Source organism: Variovorax dokdonensis (assembly GCF_030316895.1).
GTDB lineage: Bacteria > Pseudomonadota > Gammaproteobacteria > Burkholderiales > Burkholderiaceae_C > Variovorax > Variovorax dokdonensis.
This window is the reverse complement of sequence record NZ_JASZYV010000002.1, coordinates 255,857-271,580: the sequence shown is the minus strand read 5'-3', so window position 1 is coordinate 271,580 and position 15,724 is coordinate 255,857. Positions and strand designations below refer to the sequence as shown.

13 protein-coding genes are annotated in these 15,724 nt (G+C 67.0%); 12 read left to right on the top strand and 1 reads right to left on the bottom strand.

What is annotated here, in order from left to right; genetic code table 11:
- Nucleotides 1-70 precede the first annotated feature (70 nt).
- The 10 genes from QTH91_RS09835 (at nucleotide 71) to QTH91_RS09790 (ending at nucleotide 11,284) form a co-directional block, all read left to right on the top strand.
- Nucleotides 71-472, top strand: a complete 402-nt coding sequence (locus QTH91_RS09835; RefSeq protein WP_286659896.1) for a nuclear transport factor 2 family protein — start codon at nucleotides 71-73, stop codon at nucleotides 470-472.
- A 14-nt stretch (nucleotides 473-486) separates the two neighbouring features.
- On the top strand, nucleotides 487-1,890 hold the full coding sequence (locus tag QTH91_RS09830; RefSeq protein ID WP_286659895.1) for an NAD(P)/FAD-dependent oxidoreductase: 1,404 nt from the start codon (nucleotides 487-489) through the stop codon (nucleotides 1,888-1,890).
- A gap of 65 nt (nucleotides 1,891-1,955) precedes the next feature.
- Entirely contained in the window at nucleotides 1,956-3,560 is a 1,605-nt protein-coding gene (locus QTH91_RS09825) for an ABC transporter substrate-binding protein (RefSeq protein ID WP_286659894.1), read from the top strand.
- 19 nt (nucleotides 3,561-3,579) lie between these two features.
- Nucleotides 3,580-4,554, top strand: a complete 975-nt coding sequence (locus QTH91_RS09820; RefSeq protein ID WP_286659893.1) for an ABC transporter permease — start codon at nucleotides 3,580-3,582, stop codon at nucleotides 4,552-4,554.
- Nucleotides 4,555-4,618: 64 nt separating this feature from the next.
- On the top strand, nucleotides 4,619-5,476 hold the full coding sequence (locus tag QTH91_RS09815; protein ID WP_286660631.1) for an ABC transporter permease: 858 nt from the start codon (nucleotides 4,619-4,621) through the stop codon (nucleotides 5,474-5,476).
- A gap of 49 nt (nucleotides 5,477-5,525) precedes the next feature.
- Nucleotides 5,526-6,560 (top strand): ABC transporter ATP-binding protein, encoded by a 1,035-nt coding sequence (locus tag QTH91_RS09810; protein WP_286660630.1) that lies wholly within the window; start codon nucleotides 5,526-5,528, stop codon nucleotides 6,558-6,560.
- Between the two features lie 29 nt (nucleotides 6,561-6,589).
- Nucleotides 6,590-7,630: an ABC transporter ATP-binding protein gene (locus tag QTH91_RS09805; RefSeq protein ID WP_286660629.1), complete on the top strand. Its 1,041-nt coding sequence runs from the start codon at nucleotides 6,590-6,592 to the stop codon at nucleotides 7,628-7,630.
- 48 nt (nucleotides 7,631-7,678) lie between these two features.
- Complete coding sequence (locus QTH91_RS09800; protein ID WP_286659892.1) at nucleotides 7,679-9,325, top strand: amidohydrolase; 1,647 nt, start codon at nucleotides 7,679-7,681, stop codon at nucleotides 9,323-9,325.
- 10 nt (nucleotides 9,326-9,335) lie between these two features.
- On the top strand, nucleotides 9,336-10,322 hold the full coding sequence (locus tag QTH91_RS09795) for a CobW family GTP-binding protein (RefSeq protein ID WP_286659891.1): 987 nt from the start codon (nucleotides 9,336-9,338) through the stop codon (nucleotides 10,320-10,322).
- Nucleotides 10,319-11,284, top strand: a complete 966-nt coding sequence (locus tag QTH91_RS09790) for an EamA family transporter (RefSeq protein ID WP_286659890.1) — start codon at nucleotides 10,319-10,321, stop codon at nucleotides 11,282-11,284. The genes QTH91_RS09795 and QTH91_RS09790 overlap by 4 nt, the downstream gene beginning before the upstream one ends.
- 33 nt (nucleotides 11,285-11,317) lie before the next feature.
- On the opposite strand, the gene QTH91_RS09785 is transcribed toward QTH91_RS09790, so the two are convergent.
- Nucleotides 11,318-12,376 carry an AraC family transcriptional regulator gene (locus QTH91_RS09785; protein WP_286659889.1) on the bottom strand — a complete coding sequence of 353 codons (1,059 nt, stop codon included), beginning with the start codon at nucleotides 12,374-12,376 and terminating at the stop codon, nucleotides 11,318-11,320.
- A gap of 192 nt (nucleotides 12,377-12,568) precedes the next feature.
- Between QTH91_RS09785 and QTH91_RS09780 the strand changes: the two genes are divergently transcribed.
- Nucleotides 12,569-14,044: a coniferyl aldehyde dehydrogenase gene (locus tag QTH91_RS09780; protein WP_286659888.1), complete on the top strand. Its 1,476-nt coding sequence runs from the start codon at nucleotides 12,569-12,571 to the stop codon at nucleotides 14,042-14,044.
- Nucleotides 14,045-14,054: 10 nt separating this feature from the next.
- A complete protein-coding gene (locus tag QTH91_RS09775) occupies nucleotides 14,055-15,695 on the top strand; it encodes a GMC family oxidoreductase (protein WP_286659887.1) in 1,641 nt (546 codons plus the stop codon).
- Nucleotides 15,696-15,724 lie beyond the last annotated feature (29 nt).

The following is a 15,724-nucleotide window of genomic DNA, read 5'->3' as shown; positions in this document are numbered from 1 at the left end:
GGTATCGCGGTTCGATTTCTAGACTGCACTGCATCTTTCGCGCCACTTTCAGAGAGCCCATTTCCAAGCCATGTCTTCCGCCGAATACGCACCCGCCAGCGTCGAGATGCTCGCCGCCTTTTCCGACGCCTGGAACCGGCACGACTTGCCGGCATTGATGTCCTTCATGCATGCCGAGTGCGTGTTCGAGACTGCCGCCGGGCCACTGGCCTGCGGCGACCGTCACAGCGGGCACGAGGCCGTCGCCGCCGCCTTCGAATCGGCCTGGAAGAACTTTCCGGATGCGCAGTGGCGCAATGGCCGTCACTTCGTCGCTGGCGATCGCGGCGTCTCGGAATGGACGTTCACCGGCACGGCCGCCGACGGCAGCCGCATCGAAGCGGATGGCGTCGACCTGTTCGTCTTCAAGGACGGAAAGATCCTCGTCAAGAACGTGTTCCGCAAGAACCGTCCTCCGCTGCCAGCGGCCTGATCGGGAGCACGACCATGGGCATCAGCACCTCTCGCGAAATGTTCGCCGCCTACGACCCGGCCTACGACCCGCTGGTATCGGACGGACCGGGCCGCAATCGCGACTACGCGCCCACCTGGTGGGCCGCATCGGCCGGCGCGCCGCCCGACGACGACGGCCCCGTCACGCAGGACATGGACGCCGACGTGGTCATCATCGGCTCGGGCTTCACCGGCCTGGCTACGGCCCTCTTCCTGGCCAGGGAACACGGCATCAAGGCCGTCGTGCTCGAAGCCAACCGCGTGGCCTGGGGCTGCACCAGCCGCAACGGCGGACAGGGCCAGAACGCCAGCGGACGTCTCTACCGCTCGCAATGGATCGAACGCTGGGGCCTGGATGTGGCCAAGAAGCTCGATGCCGAGATCCGCTGGGGCTTCCAGACCTTCACCGACCTCGTCGCTCAAGTGGATTGCGATGCGCAACCGGGCGGACACCTCTTCATCGCGCACCGCGAGAAGAAGATGGAGTTCCTGCGCAACGAGACCGAGGTGATGCGCAAGCACTTCGGCTACGACGCGCGCATGCTCGGCGCGCAAGAGGTGCGCCGCGACTGGTGCGACGACCACGATGCCGTGGGCGCGCAGTACGAATCGGAAGGCATCTCGGTCCATCCGCTCAAGCTCGCGTACGGCTACCTGAAGATGGCGCGCGAAGCCGGCGCCCGCGTGCATCCCGCCAGCCCTGTGATCGGCTGGGAGACGAAGAACGGCGTGCATCACCTCAAGACGCCAGGCGGCACGGTGCGCGCGCGTGCCGTCGGCATCGCCACCGGCGCATACACGGCGCCTGGGCTGCATCGCAGCCTCACCAACCGCTATTTCCCGGTGCTGTCGAACTCGATGGTCACGCGCCCGCTGACCGATGACGAATTGAAGGCCACCAATTTCAAGACCCGCATCGCCATCACCGACACGCGCACGCTGCGCTTCTACTACCGGCTGCTGCCGGGCAACCGGCTTCAGATCGGCAGCCGCAGCGCCATCACCGGCGCCGACGCGCATCGCGAGTCGCACTACCGGCTGCTCACCGATGGCCTGGCGCGCAAGTTTCCCGCCCTCAAGGGCATCCAGATCGACCACTCGTGGTGGGGCTGGGTGGACGTGAGCCACGACATGATGCCGCGCGTCATGCAGCCCGATGCGAAGCAGCAGATCTTCTACGCGCTCGGCTACGGCGGCAACGGCGTCTCGTTCTCCGCGCACGCCGGTCGACGCATGGCGCAACGCATCGCGGGCCTGTCCGACCCGACCTTCGACCTCCTGCCGATCTACCGCGATGCGCTGCCCTTTCCCGCGCAGGGCGAGTGGGCCGCGCCCTTCCGCCGCATGGGCCAGAGCTTTCTCTACAAGTGGTACTGGCTCAAGGACGAAGTGCTCTGAGCCCGCACGCGGAACGCATCTTGCACAGCAACCCCATCGATTGTCTTGAACCCGGAGTGAACTTCATGAGCACCCTGAACCTTTCTCTTTCCCGACGTGCGCTCGCCGTCGCGGCTGCCGCCTTCGTCGCCGGCACGAGCCTGCTGTCGTTGCCCGCATCCGCGCAGGCGGTGAAGGAAGGCGGCACGCTGGTCATCGGCACCGGCCAGGCACCACGCCACCTCAACGGCGCCGTGCAGTCGGGCATCGCCACCGCGCTGCCTTCGACGCAGATCTTCGCCAGCCCGCTGCGCTTCGATGACAAGTGGAATGCCCAGCCCTATCTGGCCGAGACCTGGAAGCTGTCGGAAGACGGCAAGTCGCTCACGCTCAACCTGCGCAAGAACGCCGTCTTCCACGATGGCCAGCCCGTCACTTCGGCCGACGTGGCGTTCTCCATCATGGCGATCAAGGCCAACCATCCCTTCTCGACCATGCTCGCGCCGGTGGAAAAGGTGGACACGCCCGATGCCCACACCGCCGTCATCCGCATGAGCACGCCGCACCCTGCCATCGTGCTGGCCATGTCGCCGGCGCTTTGCCCGATCCTGCCCAAGCACATCTACGGCGACGGCACCGACTTGAAGAACCATCCGCGCAACAGCCAGAACGTGGTGGGCTCGGGACCCTTCAAGCTCACCGAGTTCAAGCCCGGCCAGCGCATCGTGCTGGAGAAGTTCGACAAGTTCTTCCTGCCCGGCAAGCCGCACCTGGACAAGCTCATCATGACCATCACGCCCGACAGCCAGACGCTGGTGCTGGGCGTGGAGCGTGGCGACATCCAGTTGGTGCCCTATGTGTCCAACGCGGTGGACCTCAAGCGCATGAAGGCCAACCCGAACCTGCAGATCACGGACAAGGGCTATGAAGGCATCGGCTCGATCAACTGGCTGGCCTTCAACACCGCCAAGAAGCCGCTGAACGACGTGAATGTGCGCAAGGCCATTGCGACGGCCATCGACAAGAACTTCATCACCAAGGCACTGATGGGTGGCTTTGCCACGCCGGCGGACGGACCGATCGTGCCCAGCAGCCCGTTCGCCGTGCCCGACGTCGTCAAGTACCCGCTGGATCTGAAGAAGTCGGCCGAGATGCTCGATGCTGCTGGCTACAAGATGGGCGACGGCGGCGAGCGCTTCAAGCTGACCATCGACTACCTGCCGGGGTCCGACGAGCAGCAGAAGAACGTTGCCGAATACCTGCGCTCGCAACTCAAGAAGGTCGGCATCGCCGTGGAGGTGCGCGCGTCCGCCGACTTCCCCGCATGGGCCAAGCGCATCGCATCGCATGACTTCGACATGACGATGGACAACGTCTTCAACTGGGGCGACCCGGTGATCGGCGTGCACCGCACTTACCTGTCGACCAACATCAAGCCGATCATCTGGACGAACACGCAGTCCTACAGCAATCCGAAGGTCGACCAGCTGCTCAACGATGCCGGCAGCATCATCGATCCGGTCAAGCGCAAGGCCTACTACGCGGCCTTCGAGAAGATCGTGACGGACGAAGTGCCCATCGTCTACATCAACCTCACGCCCTACCACACGGTGGCCAACAAGAAGGTGGGCAACGTGCCTCAGTCGATCTGGGGACCGGCATCGCCGCTGGACGACGTGTTCCTGAAGTAAGCCCACGGAAACCACGGCCATGAACCTGCTTCGACTTCTTGCTTCGCGCCTGGGCCAGGCACTGCTGCTGGTGCTGGCCGTGGTGGTGCTCAACTTCGCCCTGGTGCATTCCGCGCCCGGCGATCCGGTGGAAACCATCGCCGGCGCCAGCGGCGGCATGTCCGATGAGCTCAAGGCCGAGCTTCGGCAAAGCTACGGCCTGGACAAGCCGCTGCCCGTGCAGCTGGGCGTCTACCTGTCGCGCGTGGCGCGGCTCGACCTGGGCTACTCGTACTTCTTCAACCTGCCGGTGGTCGACCTGATCACCGAGCGCATCCCGGCCACGCTGCTGCTGGTGCTCAGCTCGGTGGTCTGCGCCTTTCTGCTGGGCACGGGCATCGGTGTGCTGGCGGCGCGCAAGCCCAACGGGCTGCTGTCGCAGACGATCACGGTGCTGTCGCTGGTGGGCTTTGCAGCGCCGGTGTTCTGGACCGGCATCATGCTGGTGATCCTGTTCGCGTCGGTGCTGCCCATCTTTCCGGTCTCGGACATGCGCTCGATCGACGGCAGCAGCGAAGGCATCGCCGGCATGCTGGACGTGGCCTGGCACCTGGTGCTGCCCACGCTCACGCTGTCCTTGGTCTACCTGGCGCACTACAGCCGCCTGGCCCGCGCCAGCATGCTCGAAGTGATGGGCTCGGACTTCATCCGCACCGCCCGCGCCAAGGGCCTGGCCGATCGCGTGGTGCTCTACAAGCATGCGCTGCGCAACGCCATCTTGCCGGTGGTGACCGTGCTGGGGTTGCAGTTCGGCAACGTGCTGGCCGGTGCCATCCTGGTCGAGACGGTCTTCAACTGGCCCGGCCTCGGCCGGCTGGCTTTCGAATCCGTGCTTCGGCGCGACTACCCCACCATCCTTGGCGTGCTGCTGCTGTCGGCCATCGTCGTGCTGGTGATGAACATGCTGACCGACCTTTGCTATCGGCTGGTCGATCCACGCATCCAGAAACGCTGAAGGGCCCATCGCCATGTCCGCACTTCCCGTCTTCAAGAGCGCCGCGCCCGCCGCCGCGCAGCCGATGCCGGTTGCGCCCGCTCCTTCGCCGCTGGTAGAAGGCGCGCGCATGTTTGCCCGCAACCCGGCGGCCGTCGCCGGCCTGGTGCTGCTGCTGCTCATCGTCGTGGCCGCCGTGATCGGCCCGATGGTCTTCGTGGTCGATCCCTTCGAGATCCGCGCCGCGCCGCTGTCGCCACCCGGCAGCGCGGATGCCTGGCTGGGCACCGACTACCTCGGTCGCGACGTGGCCATCTCGCTGCTCTACGGCGGACGCGCCACGCTGCTGGTCGGCGCCGTGGCGGCGCTGCTGTCGGTGCTGATCGGCGTGACGCTCGGCGCGCTGGCCGGCTACTACGGCGGAAAGGTCGACGCGACCATCTCGCGCGTGACCGAGTTCTTCCAGGTGCTGCCCGCGCTGCTCTTCGCCATGGTGGTGGTGACGCTGTTCTCGCCCAACCTGCTGACGGTGACGCTGTCCATCGGCCTGGTGAGCTGGACCGGCACCGCACGCCTGGCGCGCGCCGAATTCATGAAGGTGCGCGACATGGAGTTCGTGCGCGCCGAGCGCTCCATCGGCGCCGGCGACGCCCGCATCATCTGGAAAGTCATCCTGCCCAACTGCGTCGCACCGCTGGTGGTGTCGGCCACGCTGGCGATCGGCTCGGCCATCCTGTTCGAAGCGGGCCTGTCCTTCCTCGGCCTGGGCGACCCCAACCTGATGAGCTGGGGAATGATGATCGGATCGAGCCGCCAGTACGTGCTCTCGTCCTGGTGGGCGGTGGCCATTCCCGGCGCCGCGATCTTCATGACCGTGCTGGCCGTCAGCCTGATTGGCGACGGGCTGAACGACGCACTCAACCCCAAGCTTCGCGAACGTTGATGACCCGCCCCCAGTCTTCGCGCACTTCGCGTCGCTTCGCCGGAGATCCATCTTGAATCCATCCACGCTACTTCAGGTCGACGACGTGCGCGTCGAGTTCAACACCCGCCGTGGCCGAGCCATGGTGCTCAACGGCGTGAGCTTCGAGGCGCGTGCCGGCGAGACGCTGTGCATCGTGGGCGAATCGGGTTGCGGCAAGAGCATGACCGCGCTCACCGTGCTCGGCCTCGTGCCGCAGCCGCCAGGCCGCGTGAGCGGCGGGCGAGTGCTGTTCGGCGACGAGGACCTGCTCCAGGCCAGCTCCGAGCGCCTGCGCGAGGTGCGCGGCAACCGCATCTCGATGATCTTCCAGGAGCCGATGACGTCGCTCAACCCGGTCTTTACCGTGGGCGAGCAGATTGCCGAATCGCTGCGCCTGCATGCCGGGCTGGACCGCAAGGCCGCCCATGCCCAAGCCATCGAGATGCTCAGGCAGGTCGGCATTCCCGCGCCCGAGCGCCGGGTGGACGAATACCCCCACCAGCTTTCCGGCGGCATGCGCCAGCGCGTGATGATCGCGATGGCGCTGGCCTGCCGGCCCGACGTGCTGATCGCCGACGAGCCCACCACGGCGCTCGACGTCACCGTGCAGGCGCAGATCTTCGACCTGCTGCGCGACCTGCAGGCCGAGCGTGGCACGGCCATCGTGCTGATCACGCACGACATGGGCGCCGTGGCCGAGATGGCCGACCGCGTGATCGTGATGTATGCCGGCCGCGTGATCGAGCAGGGCACCACCGACGAGGTGCTGCGCAGTCCCCAGCACCCCTACACGCGCGGCCTCATCGCTTGCCTGCCCGAACTGGGCAGCAGCCAGGAAGGCGAGCGCGGCGAGCTGGCCGAGATTGCCGGCGTCGTGCCCTCGCTGTGGGAACTGGGCAATGGCTGCGCCTTTCGCGAGCGTTGCCCCAACGCCCACGCGCGCTGTGCCGAAGAGGTGCCGCCGATGTTCGACGCACCCCTTCCCGGCCAGGCCGGACATGCGGCCGCCTGCTGGCTGCTGGCCGAAGCCGACTCGACCGCCCGGGAGGTCGCCGCAGCATGAACAACCTGATCCCCTTTCCCAAGAGCAACATGGCTACCCCGACCGACACCGCGCCGCCGGTGCTGCTTTCCGTCACCGACCTCAAGGTGCACTTTCCGCGGCCGCGCAGCGGCCTGTTGGCCAAGCCGGAGGTGGTGCGCGCGGTGGACGGCGTGAGCTTCGAGGTGCGCCGCGGCACCACGCTGGCCGTGGTCGGCGAGTCGGGCTCCGGCAAGACGACCACTGCCCTGGCCGTGATGCGCCTGGCGCCGATCACCGATGGCAGCGTTCGCCTGGGCATCACCGATCTGAGCCTGCTGGGTGACGAGGCGATGCGCCAGGCGCGCCGGCGCGTGCAGATGATCTTCCAGGACCCGTATTCGTCGCTCAACCCGCGCCAGCGGGTGGGCGAGGCGGTGCGTGCGCCTCTCGACCTGATGAACATCGGCACGAAGGCCGAGCGCGACGCGCGCGTGGATGAACTGTTCGCTGCCGTCGGCCTGCGGCCGGAGCAGCAGCAGCTTTTTCCGCATCAGTTCTCGGGTGGGCAGCGCCAGCGCATCAACATCGCACGAGCCCTGGCGACCAACCCGGAGCTGGTGGTGTGCGACGAGCCGGTGTCGGCGCTCGACATCGCCATCCGCGCCCAGATCCTCAACCTGCTGGCCCGCCTGCAGCGCGAACTGGGGCTGACGTACCTGTTCATCTCGCACGACATGGCGGTGGTGGAACACATCTGCGACGAGATCGCCGTGATGTACCTGGGCCAGATCGTGGAGCGCGCACCGCGCAAGACCTTCTTCGCCCGCCCGTTGCATCCCTACAGCGCGGCGCTGCTGTCGGCGGTACCCACCGTCAGTGGCGGCCGCACCCGCGCCGCGCAGCGCATCAAGCTGGTGGGCGATCCGCCCAGCCCCATCAACCCGCCGACGGGCTGCCGCTTCGCCGGTCGCTGCCCCGTGGCCGAACCGCAGTGCAGCCAGCCGCAGCAGCTTCGCGAAGTGCAACCCGGCCATTGGGTTGCCTGCCACCGCGTCGAGGTGGTGGCTGGAAAGCCCGTCGGCCCATTGCAGTGGCCCACGGCGGCTTGAGCCGCGCCAGCCCTCGTTTCTCCTGACTGCCTCACTTCTGCTTTCAACATGACTTTCACTGTCTTCCAGGCCCGCAAGATCCTCACCATGAACCCGCAGCAGCCGCAAGCCACCTATGTGGCCGTGCGTGACGGCCGGGTGCTGGCCGTAGGCGACCTGGCGCGCATGAACGCGCTGGGCGAATTCAAGCTCGACACCCGCTATGCCGACAAGGTCCTGATGCCGGGCCTGGTGGAAGGCCACTCGCACCTGATGGCCGGCGGTCTGTGGAAGTTCACCTTCGTCGGCTTTCACCCGCGCACGTCGCCCGACGGCAAGGTGTGGGAAGGCTGCAAGAACTTCGACGAAGTGATCGAGCGGCTGCAGCAGGTCGAGCGCGCCATGACCGATGCCAACGCGCCGCTGATGGCCTGGGGCTTCGATCCCATCTTCTTCGGCAGCGAGCGCATGACGGTCGAGCATCTGGACCGCGTGTCCACCACGCGGCCGGTGGTCATCCTGCATGCCAGCCAGCACCTGATGAACGTCAACCGCGCGGCGCTGGAAAAGGCCGGCATCACCCGCGACACCGAGATCGAAGGCGTGGCTCGCTTTCCGAACGGGGAGCCCAACGGCGAGTTGCAGGAATTTGCCGCGATGTTCCCGATCACGCGCCTGACGGGCAACATCTTCCGCCTGGCCGGCTCCGATCCCGCCAGCCTGCGCCTGTTCGGGCAGATGGCGCAGTTGGCTGGCGTGACCACCGCGACCGATCTGGTGAATGACCTGTCGGACGGCAACTGCGCCGCCATGGCCGACGTGACCTCCGACCCCGACTACCCTGTTCGCCTGGTGCCGGCCTACCTGAGCATGGACGGCTCGGTCCATCGCTCGCAAGGCGGCGAGCGCATCCGCGCGCGCCAGCAACAGGCCAACGACAAGCTGCACTACGGCCTGGTGAAGATCGTGGCCGACGGCTCCATCCAGGGATTCACGGCGCGCCTGCGCTGGCCGGGCTATCACAACGGTGCGCCCAATGGCATCTGGATCCTGCCGCCGGCCGAACTCAAGGCCGCCATCAAGGATTTCCACGCGCAGGGCTTTCAGCTGCACATCCACACCAACGGCGACGAGGCCACCGAAGTGGCGCTGGACGGCATCGAGGAAGCGCTGGCCGAGCATCCGCGCTGGGACCATCGCCACACGCTGCAGCATTGCCAGATGGCCGACGAATACCAGTACCGCCGCATGGCCCGACTGGGCGTTTGCGCCAACCTGTTTGCCAACCACATCTTCTACTGGGGCGATGCACATCGCGAACTGACCATGGGCCCGGACCGCGCTTTCCGCATGGATGCCTGCGCCACGGCGCTGCGCAACGGAGTGCCGATGGCCATTCATTCCGATGCGCCCATCACCCCGCTGGCGCCGCTGTTCACGGCGTGGTGCGCTGTCAACCGCATGACCTCCAGCGGCCAGCAGTTGGGCGAGTCCGAATGCATCTCGGTGCCCGATGCCCTGTACGCCATCACCATGGGCGCCGCCTTCACGCTGTCGATGGACCACCTCATCGGCTCGATCGAGATCGGCAAGTTCGCGGACTTCTGCGTGCTGGAAGACGATCCCCTGGCGGTGGAGCCGGCCCGGCTGCGCGACGTCCGCGTCTGCGCAACGGTGATCGGCGGACGTCCGCTGCCGCTGCCCGGCCAGGCCTGAGGTGCGAGACATGTCCGCTGCGCGCATTCCGCTCACCGTCATCGGCGGCTTCCTGGGCGCCGGCAAGACGACGCTGCTCAATCACATGCTGTCGGTGGCCGGCGAGCAGGGCCGTCGCCTGGCGGTGCTGGTCAACGACTTCGGCGCGATCAACCTGGATCAGTCGCTCATCGCCAGCCATGATGGCAAGACTCTGGAGCTGACCAACGGCTGCGTGTGCTGCCAGATCGGTGACGACCTGAGCACCGCGCTCATCGCGCTGATCGAATCGCCGCGCCCGCCCGAGGCCATCGTCGTCGAAGCCAGCGGGGTCTCCGACCCCTGGCGGATCGCGCAGGTGGGCATCGCGGATCCCGCGCTGACCCTCGATGGCGTGATCGTGCTCCTGGATGCGGCGGCGCTGCCGGCGCAGGCGGCCGACGCACTGCTCGCCGATTCGGTGATCCGGCAACTGCGCGCGGCCGACCTGCTCGTAATCAACAAGTGCGAGCTGCTGTCGCCCGAGGAGTTGGCTTCGCTGCGAAGCTGGCTGGACGCACAGGTGCCCGGCCGGCCGCGCCACGAGACTTCGTTTGGGCGCGTACCCGCGCCGATGCTGGGCCTCGGCCTGGGCCCCGCCCTGCACCTGCCTGCCGCGTCAGGCACGCTGGGACATTCGCCGCGCTGGAGCGCCGGCCAGCCCGACCACGGCGCGATGTTCGACACCTGGGTGCTGCCGGAGCCCCCCGCCATGCGTGCGGCACAATTGCGCCTGCTCCTGAAAGCCATGCCGGCCGGTGTGCTGCGCCTGAAGGGCCTGGTGCGCACGGACGAACATGCCATGGCCGAGATGCAATTTGCCGGACTACACGGCTCGTTGCGCGCGGCCCGACATGCCGGGCCCGCCTCCAACGCCTGCGTCATCGCCATCGGTCTGCGTGGACAATTGCCCCATCAGGCGCTGTCAGATGCCTTCGAAGCGGCCGCCGTCACTGACGAGGCCACGCTCTCTTCATGAAAAATCAAACTCCGTTCGGTGGCCGGGACCTCGCGGCCGCGTTGGCCGTCGTCGTCATCTGGGGCCTCAATTTCGTGGCCATGAAGTTCTCGCTGCGCGACTTCACGCCGTTTCAACTCGGCACCTTCCGCTACATCTTCGCCGTCCTGCCGCTGGTGCTGTTCGTGCGTCGGCCCCAGCTTTCGTGGGGTTGGCTGGTGCCCGCCGGACTGGCCCAGCTCGGGCAGTTCGGCCTGTTGTTCGTGGCGCTGCAGGTGGGCATGACCGCCGCGCTGGCCTCGGTGCTGATGCAGACGCAGGTGTTCTTCACCACGCTGCTGGGCGTCTTCCTGCTCGGCGAGCGCCTGTCCGGTGCGATGCGCGCAGGGCTGGTCCTGGCGGCGCTGGGCCTGGTGTGCTTCGGCCTGAACTTCGCCGACCACGGCGGAACTGGCGGCATCACGCTGCTGGCCCTCGCGCTCAACCTGATGGCCGCGCTCATGTGGGCGGCCTCGAACATCATTGCGCGCAAGGCGCAGGCCGCCCAGCCGGGCTACGACGCGCTGCAGTTCGTGGTGTGGATGTCGCTGGTGCCGATCCTGCCCTTTGCCGCGATGGCCTGGCTGTTCGAACCCGAGGCCACCCGCTGGCAGTGGATGCACGCCAGCGTGGGTGGCTGGCTGGGCGTGGCGTACCTCGGCTGGTTCGCCACGATTGCGGCCTATGCGCTGTGGACCGGCCTGCTCAAGCGGCATGCGGCCAATCGCGTGGCGCCATTCAGCCTGGGTGTTCCGGTCATCGGCCTGGCCGCCGGCATGCTCACCCTGGGAGAAGGCGTCTCCGCCTGGCAATGGGCTGGCAGCGCTTGCATCATCGCGGCGCTGGTGGTGGTGATGTACGGGCCGAGGCTTTGGGCGGGCCTGCGGCCGCTGTCGCGCGCCGCCAGCGGGCCAGCTGCCCCGGGTGCCAACTCGGGCAAGTGACGGCGCAAGCCTAGGCGGCGCGCGAGCGGCGGCTCAGGCCGGCTCGCCCACTGGCTCGCCCTGCGAGCGGCGGTAGTAGCCGGGGGCCTGGCCCGTCCACTTCCTGAATGCCTTGCGGAAGTTGGAGGCGTCGGAGAAGCCCACCCGCTGCGCCACTTCTTCGACCGACAGCAGGGTGCCGGACAGGAAATCGATGGCCAGCGAGGAGCGCACCTCGTCCACGATCTCCTGGTAATGGCGACCGAGGTCGGCCAGGCGTCGCTGCAACGTGCGAGCCGACAGGCCCAGCCTGGCCGCCATTTCGTCCAGGACCGGGAAGTCGCCGCAACTGTTGTAGCAGGCGGTGCGTATGGCTCGCTCCAGATCCGATTCGTCGGGCAGGTCGCGCAGCATCCGTTCGCACATCTGCGCGCACATCTCTGCCGTGAGGGGATTGGCATTGGGGCATGGCTCGGGCAACACGCTCGCGTCGAAATGCCACTCCATCGCCCCGGCGTCGAAGCGGACCGGACAGCCGAACACGCGCTCGTACGCCGCAGCATGCGCCGGCCTCGCATAGGGCAGCAGCAACAGCCGCGAAGGCATCGGCGCCTCGAGCACGCTGGCGATGAGCTTGTGGATCGAGCTGAACCAGTATTCGGTCGCCAGCGGTAGCACGTCGCCCAGCGCCATCACGTCGCGGGCCTCGAAGATGGCAGTGCCGTTTTCCACCCGGAAGCGCTTCTCGAGCACCGGCCCGGCCAGCCGGACGTGCCGCATCCCAAGCGCCACCGCGTCGGCAAAGGTCGGGCTGCTGACGAGCGCATAGCCGTACAGCCCGAAATCGCTCAGGCGGGTGCGGCTCCCGGCTCGCAGGCCGAGGTCGGGCACGCTCGACAGGCGGCGCGCGTTGCGAAAGATGCGCACCTTCTGCTCGCTGGACATGTGCGCATGCGGATCGGTGAACTGGCGGGGGTTCAGCCCCGTGCCCTGCAGCAGGGCCTCGGCGGCGATGCCCTGGCTTTCCATTTCGGCCACGAGCGTGCCCAGGCCCAGCATGCTGTGAGCACCCTGGCCGGCTCCTGCAACGAGTTCTGAGCCAATGATCTCCATTTAAGTGTTTTCCCTGGGTTTGCGCGAGTTGGCGCATTTTCACCCTCCGGGTGGCGCCCATCAACCTCGTGAAAACCTCCCCCGAGGACGACACTCGCGCATTCTTTCACAGCGTAGTCCGGCTCATGCCTGCCGACCGGCTACCGCGAGCGCCATCCGCGCAGGCTCCACCGGAAGCCCCCAGGAGACACCATGAACGACCGATTGCCGTTGGCGCAAGCCGAATCCGCGAGCCGCACCCAGGCGTTGTTTGCCGCCCAGCGCGAGGCCTACGACCGCCATCCCTACCCCTTGGCCGAAGAGCGCAAGACGGCGCTTCGCCAGCTCAGGAAGCAGTTGCACCGCTACCAGGACGTGCTGGCCCAGGCGATGAGCGACGACTTCGGCTTCCGCTCGCCGGCCGAGTCCAAGATGCTGGACATCCTGGGCTCGACGCTCGAGATCAACCACGCGATCTCGCACCTGTCGCGCTGGATGCGCCCTCGCCGGCGCAGCACCGAGCTGCTTTTCCTGAGCAACAGCCTCCAGGTGACCTACCAGCCCAAGGGTGTGGTCGGCGTCATCGTGCCGTGGAACTTCCCGATCTACCTGGCGCTGGGCCCGCTCGCCGCGGCGCTGGCCGCCGGCAATCGGGTGATGATCAAGATGCCCGAGGTCACCCCGGCCACCAACGCGGTGCTGCGGCGCATGCTGGGCGAGGTGTTCGCGGAAGACCAGGTGGCCGTGGTCGGCGAAGAGCTGCTCGATCCCAACGAGTTCACCTCGCTGCCCTTCAACCACATCGTGTTCACCGGCTCGCCGGCTGTGGGCCGGATCGTGATGCGCACGGCCGCCGAGAGCCTGACGCCGGTCACGCTGGAGCTGGGCGGCAAGTCGCCGGCGCTGATCACCCGCCACTATTCGCTGGCGGAGGCCGCCCGTCGGATCACCCACGGCAAGACCACCAACAGCGGCCAAATCTGCGTGTCGCCCGACTACGCGCTGGTCCCGCGCGAAGGCGTGTCCGAATTCGTGGCCGAGGTGAAGTCCTCCTTTGTCAACCTTTTCGGCAAGAGCATTGCCGGATCGGAGGACTACACCGCCATCGTCAACGACCGCCAGGCGGCGCGCATCCAGTCGCTGCTGGACGACGCCCGCGCGAAGGGCGCCAGCATCGAGGTCTGCGCCCAGACGGGCTCCGATCGCCGGATGCCGCTGCACATCGTCACCGGCCTCACGCCCGACATGCGCCTGATGCACGAAGAGATCTTCGGCCCGGTGCTGCCCGTGCTGCCCTACGACCAGATCGACGATGCCCTGGCGCACATCAACGCCGGCCCGAGGCCGCTGGCCCTCTACTGCTTCGGCCACGACGCGAGCGAGCGCCAGCAGATCCTGCGCCGCACGCACTCCGGCGGCGTCACCGTCAACGACTGGGGCTGGCACACCATCAACCACGACGCGCCCTTTGGCGGCATCGGCAATTCGGGCATGGGCACCTACCACGGCGAAGAGGGCTTTCGCGAACTGTCGCATGCCAAGACCGTGTTCAAGCGCCACCGCTTCTTCCCGATCAGTCTGTTCTATCCGCCCTACGGCAACTTCGTCCAGCGCCTGGTGCTGAAGTTCTTCCTCGGCGACGGCGATTCATCGCTGTCGGCCGGCCAAAACAACATCAAGAAGCACTAGAGAGACAACCATGAGCACTTCACAAGAATTCGACTATGTCGTCGTCGGCGCCGGCTCGGCCGGTTGCGTGATCGCCGCGCGCCTGACCGAAGACCCCAACGTCACGGTGTGCCTGCTCGAAGCCGGCGGCCCCGACAGCAGCGTACTGATCCATGCGCCCGTGGGCGTGGTGGCGATGATGCCCACCAAGATCAACAACTATGGCTACGAGACGGTGCCTCAGCCTGGCCTGAACGGTCGCAAGGGCTACCAGCCACGCGGCAAGACACTGGGCGGCTCCAGTTCCATCAACGCCATGCTGTACGTGCGCGGCAACCGCGCTGACTACGACCACTGGGCGTCGCTCGGCAACAATGGCTGGTCTTACGAAGATGTGCTGCCCTACTTCAAGCGCAGCGAAAACAGCGAGGTCTTCGGCAGCAACCACTACCACGGCGCGGGCGGGCCGCTGAACGTGATGTATCCGCGGCACACCAGCCCGCTCAACGACCTGTTCCTGCAGGCAGCGGCCAGCCAGGGCATCGGACGCACTTCCGACTACAACGGCGAGCAGCAGGAAGGCGCATTCCTCTACCAGGTGACGCAGAAGAACGGCGAGCGCTGCAGCGCCGCCAAGGCCTACCTCACGCCCAACCTGTCGCGCCCCAACCTGAAGGTGATCACCCGCGCGGTCACTTCGCGCGTCGAGATCGAGAACAAGCGAGCCACCGGCGTCTCCTACTACCAGGACAACCAGCTCAAGCAGGTGCGCGCCCGGCGCGAGGTGATCCTTTCCTCGGGTGCCTTCGGCTCTCCGCAACTGCTCATGACCTCCGGCATCGGGCCGGCCGCGCACCTTCGCGAAATGGGCATTCCGGTCGTCCAGGACCTGGGCGGCGTCGGCCAGAACCTGCAGGACCACATCGACCACGTGCAGACGTGGCGCGTGGGCAGCGACACCGAGAGCTTCGGCGTGTCGGCGCGCGGCAGCGCCAAGTTCACGCGCGCGATGCTGGAGTGGCGCAAGCATCGCACCGGGATGATCACCAGCCCGTTCGCCGAGGCCGGCGCCTTCATCCGCTCGTCGGCGCAGGCCAAGCTGCCCGACCTGCAGTTGATCTTCGTGCTCGCCATCGTCGACGACCATGCGCGCAAGATGCACCTGGGTCACGGCATTTCCTGCCACGTCGATCTGATGCGTCCGTTCAGCCGCGGCGAAGTTCGCCTGCAAAGCGCCGATGCGCGCCAGGCGCCGCTGATCGACCCCCGCTTCCTGAGCGACGAGCGCGACCTGCCCGTGCTGGTCAAGGGCGTGCAGATCCAGCAGCGCATCATGGAATCGAAGTCCTTCGATGGCGTGCGCGGCAAGCAACTCTACACCACCCGTGCCGACGACGTCGCGGGCATCGCCGCCGACATCCGCAACCGGGCCGACACGCAATACCACCCCGTCGGCACCTGCAAGATGGGCAGCGACGCCATGGCCGTGGTCGACGACGAGTTGCGCGTGCGGGGCATCGAAGGCCTTCGCGTCGCCGACGCCTCGATCATGCCCACCATCGTTGGCGGCAACACCAATGCGCCGACCATCATGATCGGCGAGAAGGCCGCCGACCTGATCCGCGCCGCCACCCGCAAGCCCGCGAGTGCCCAGGTGCCCGCCTTCGCATAGATCCCCTTCACAGCGAATCCCTCTCCCTT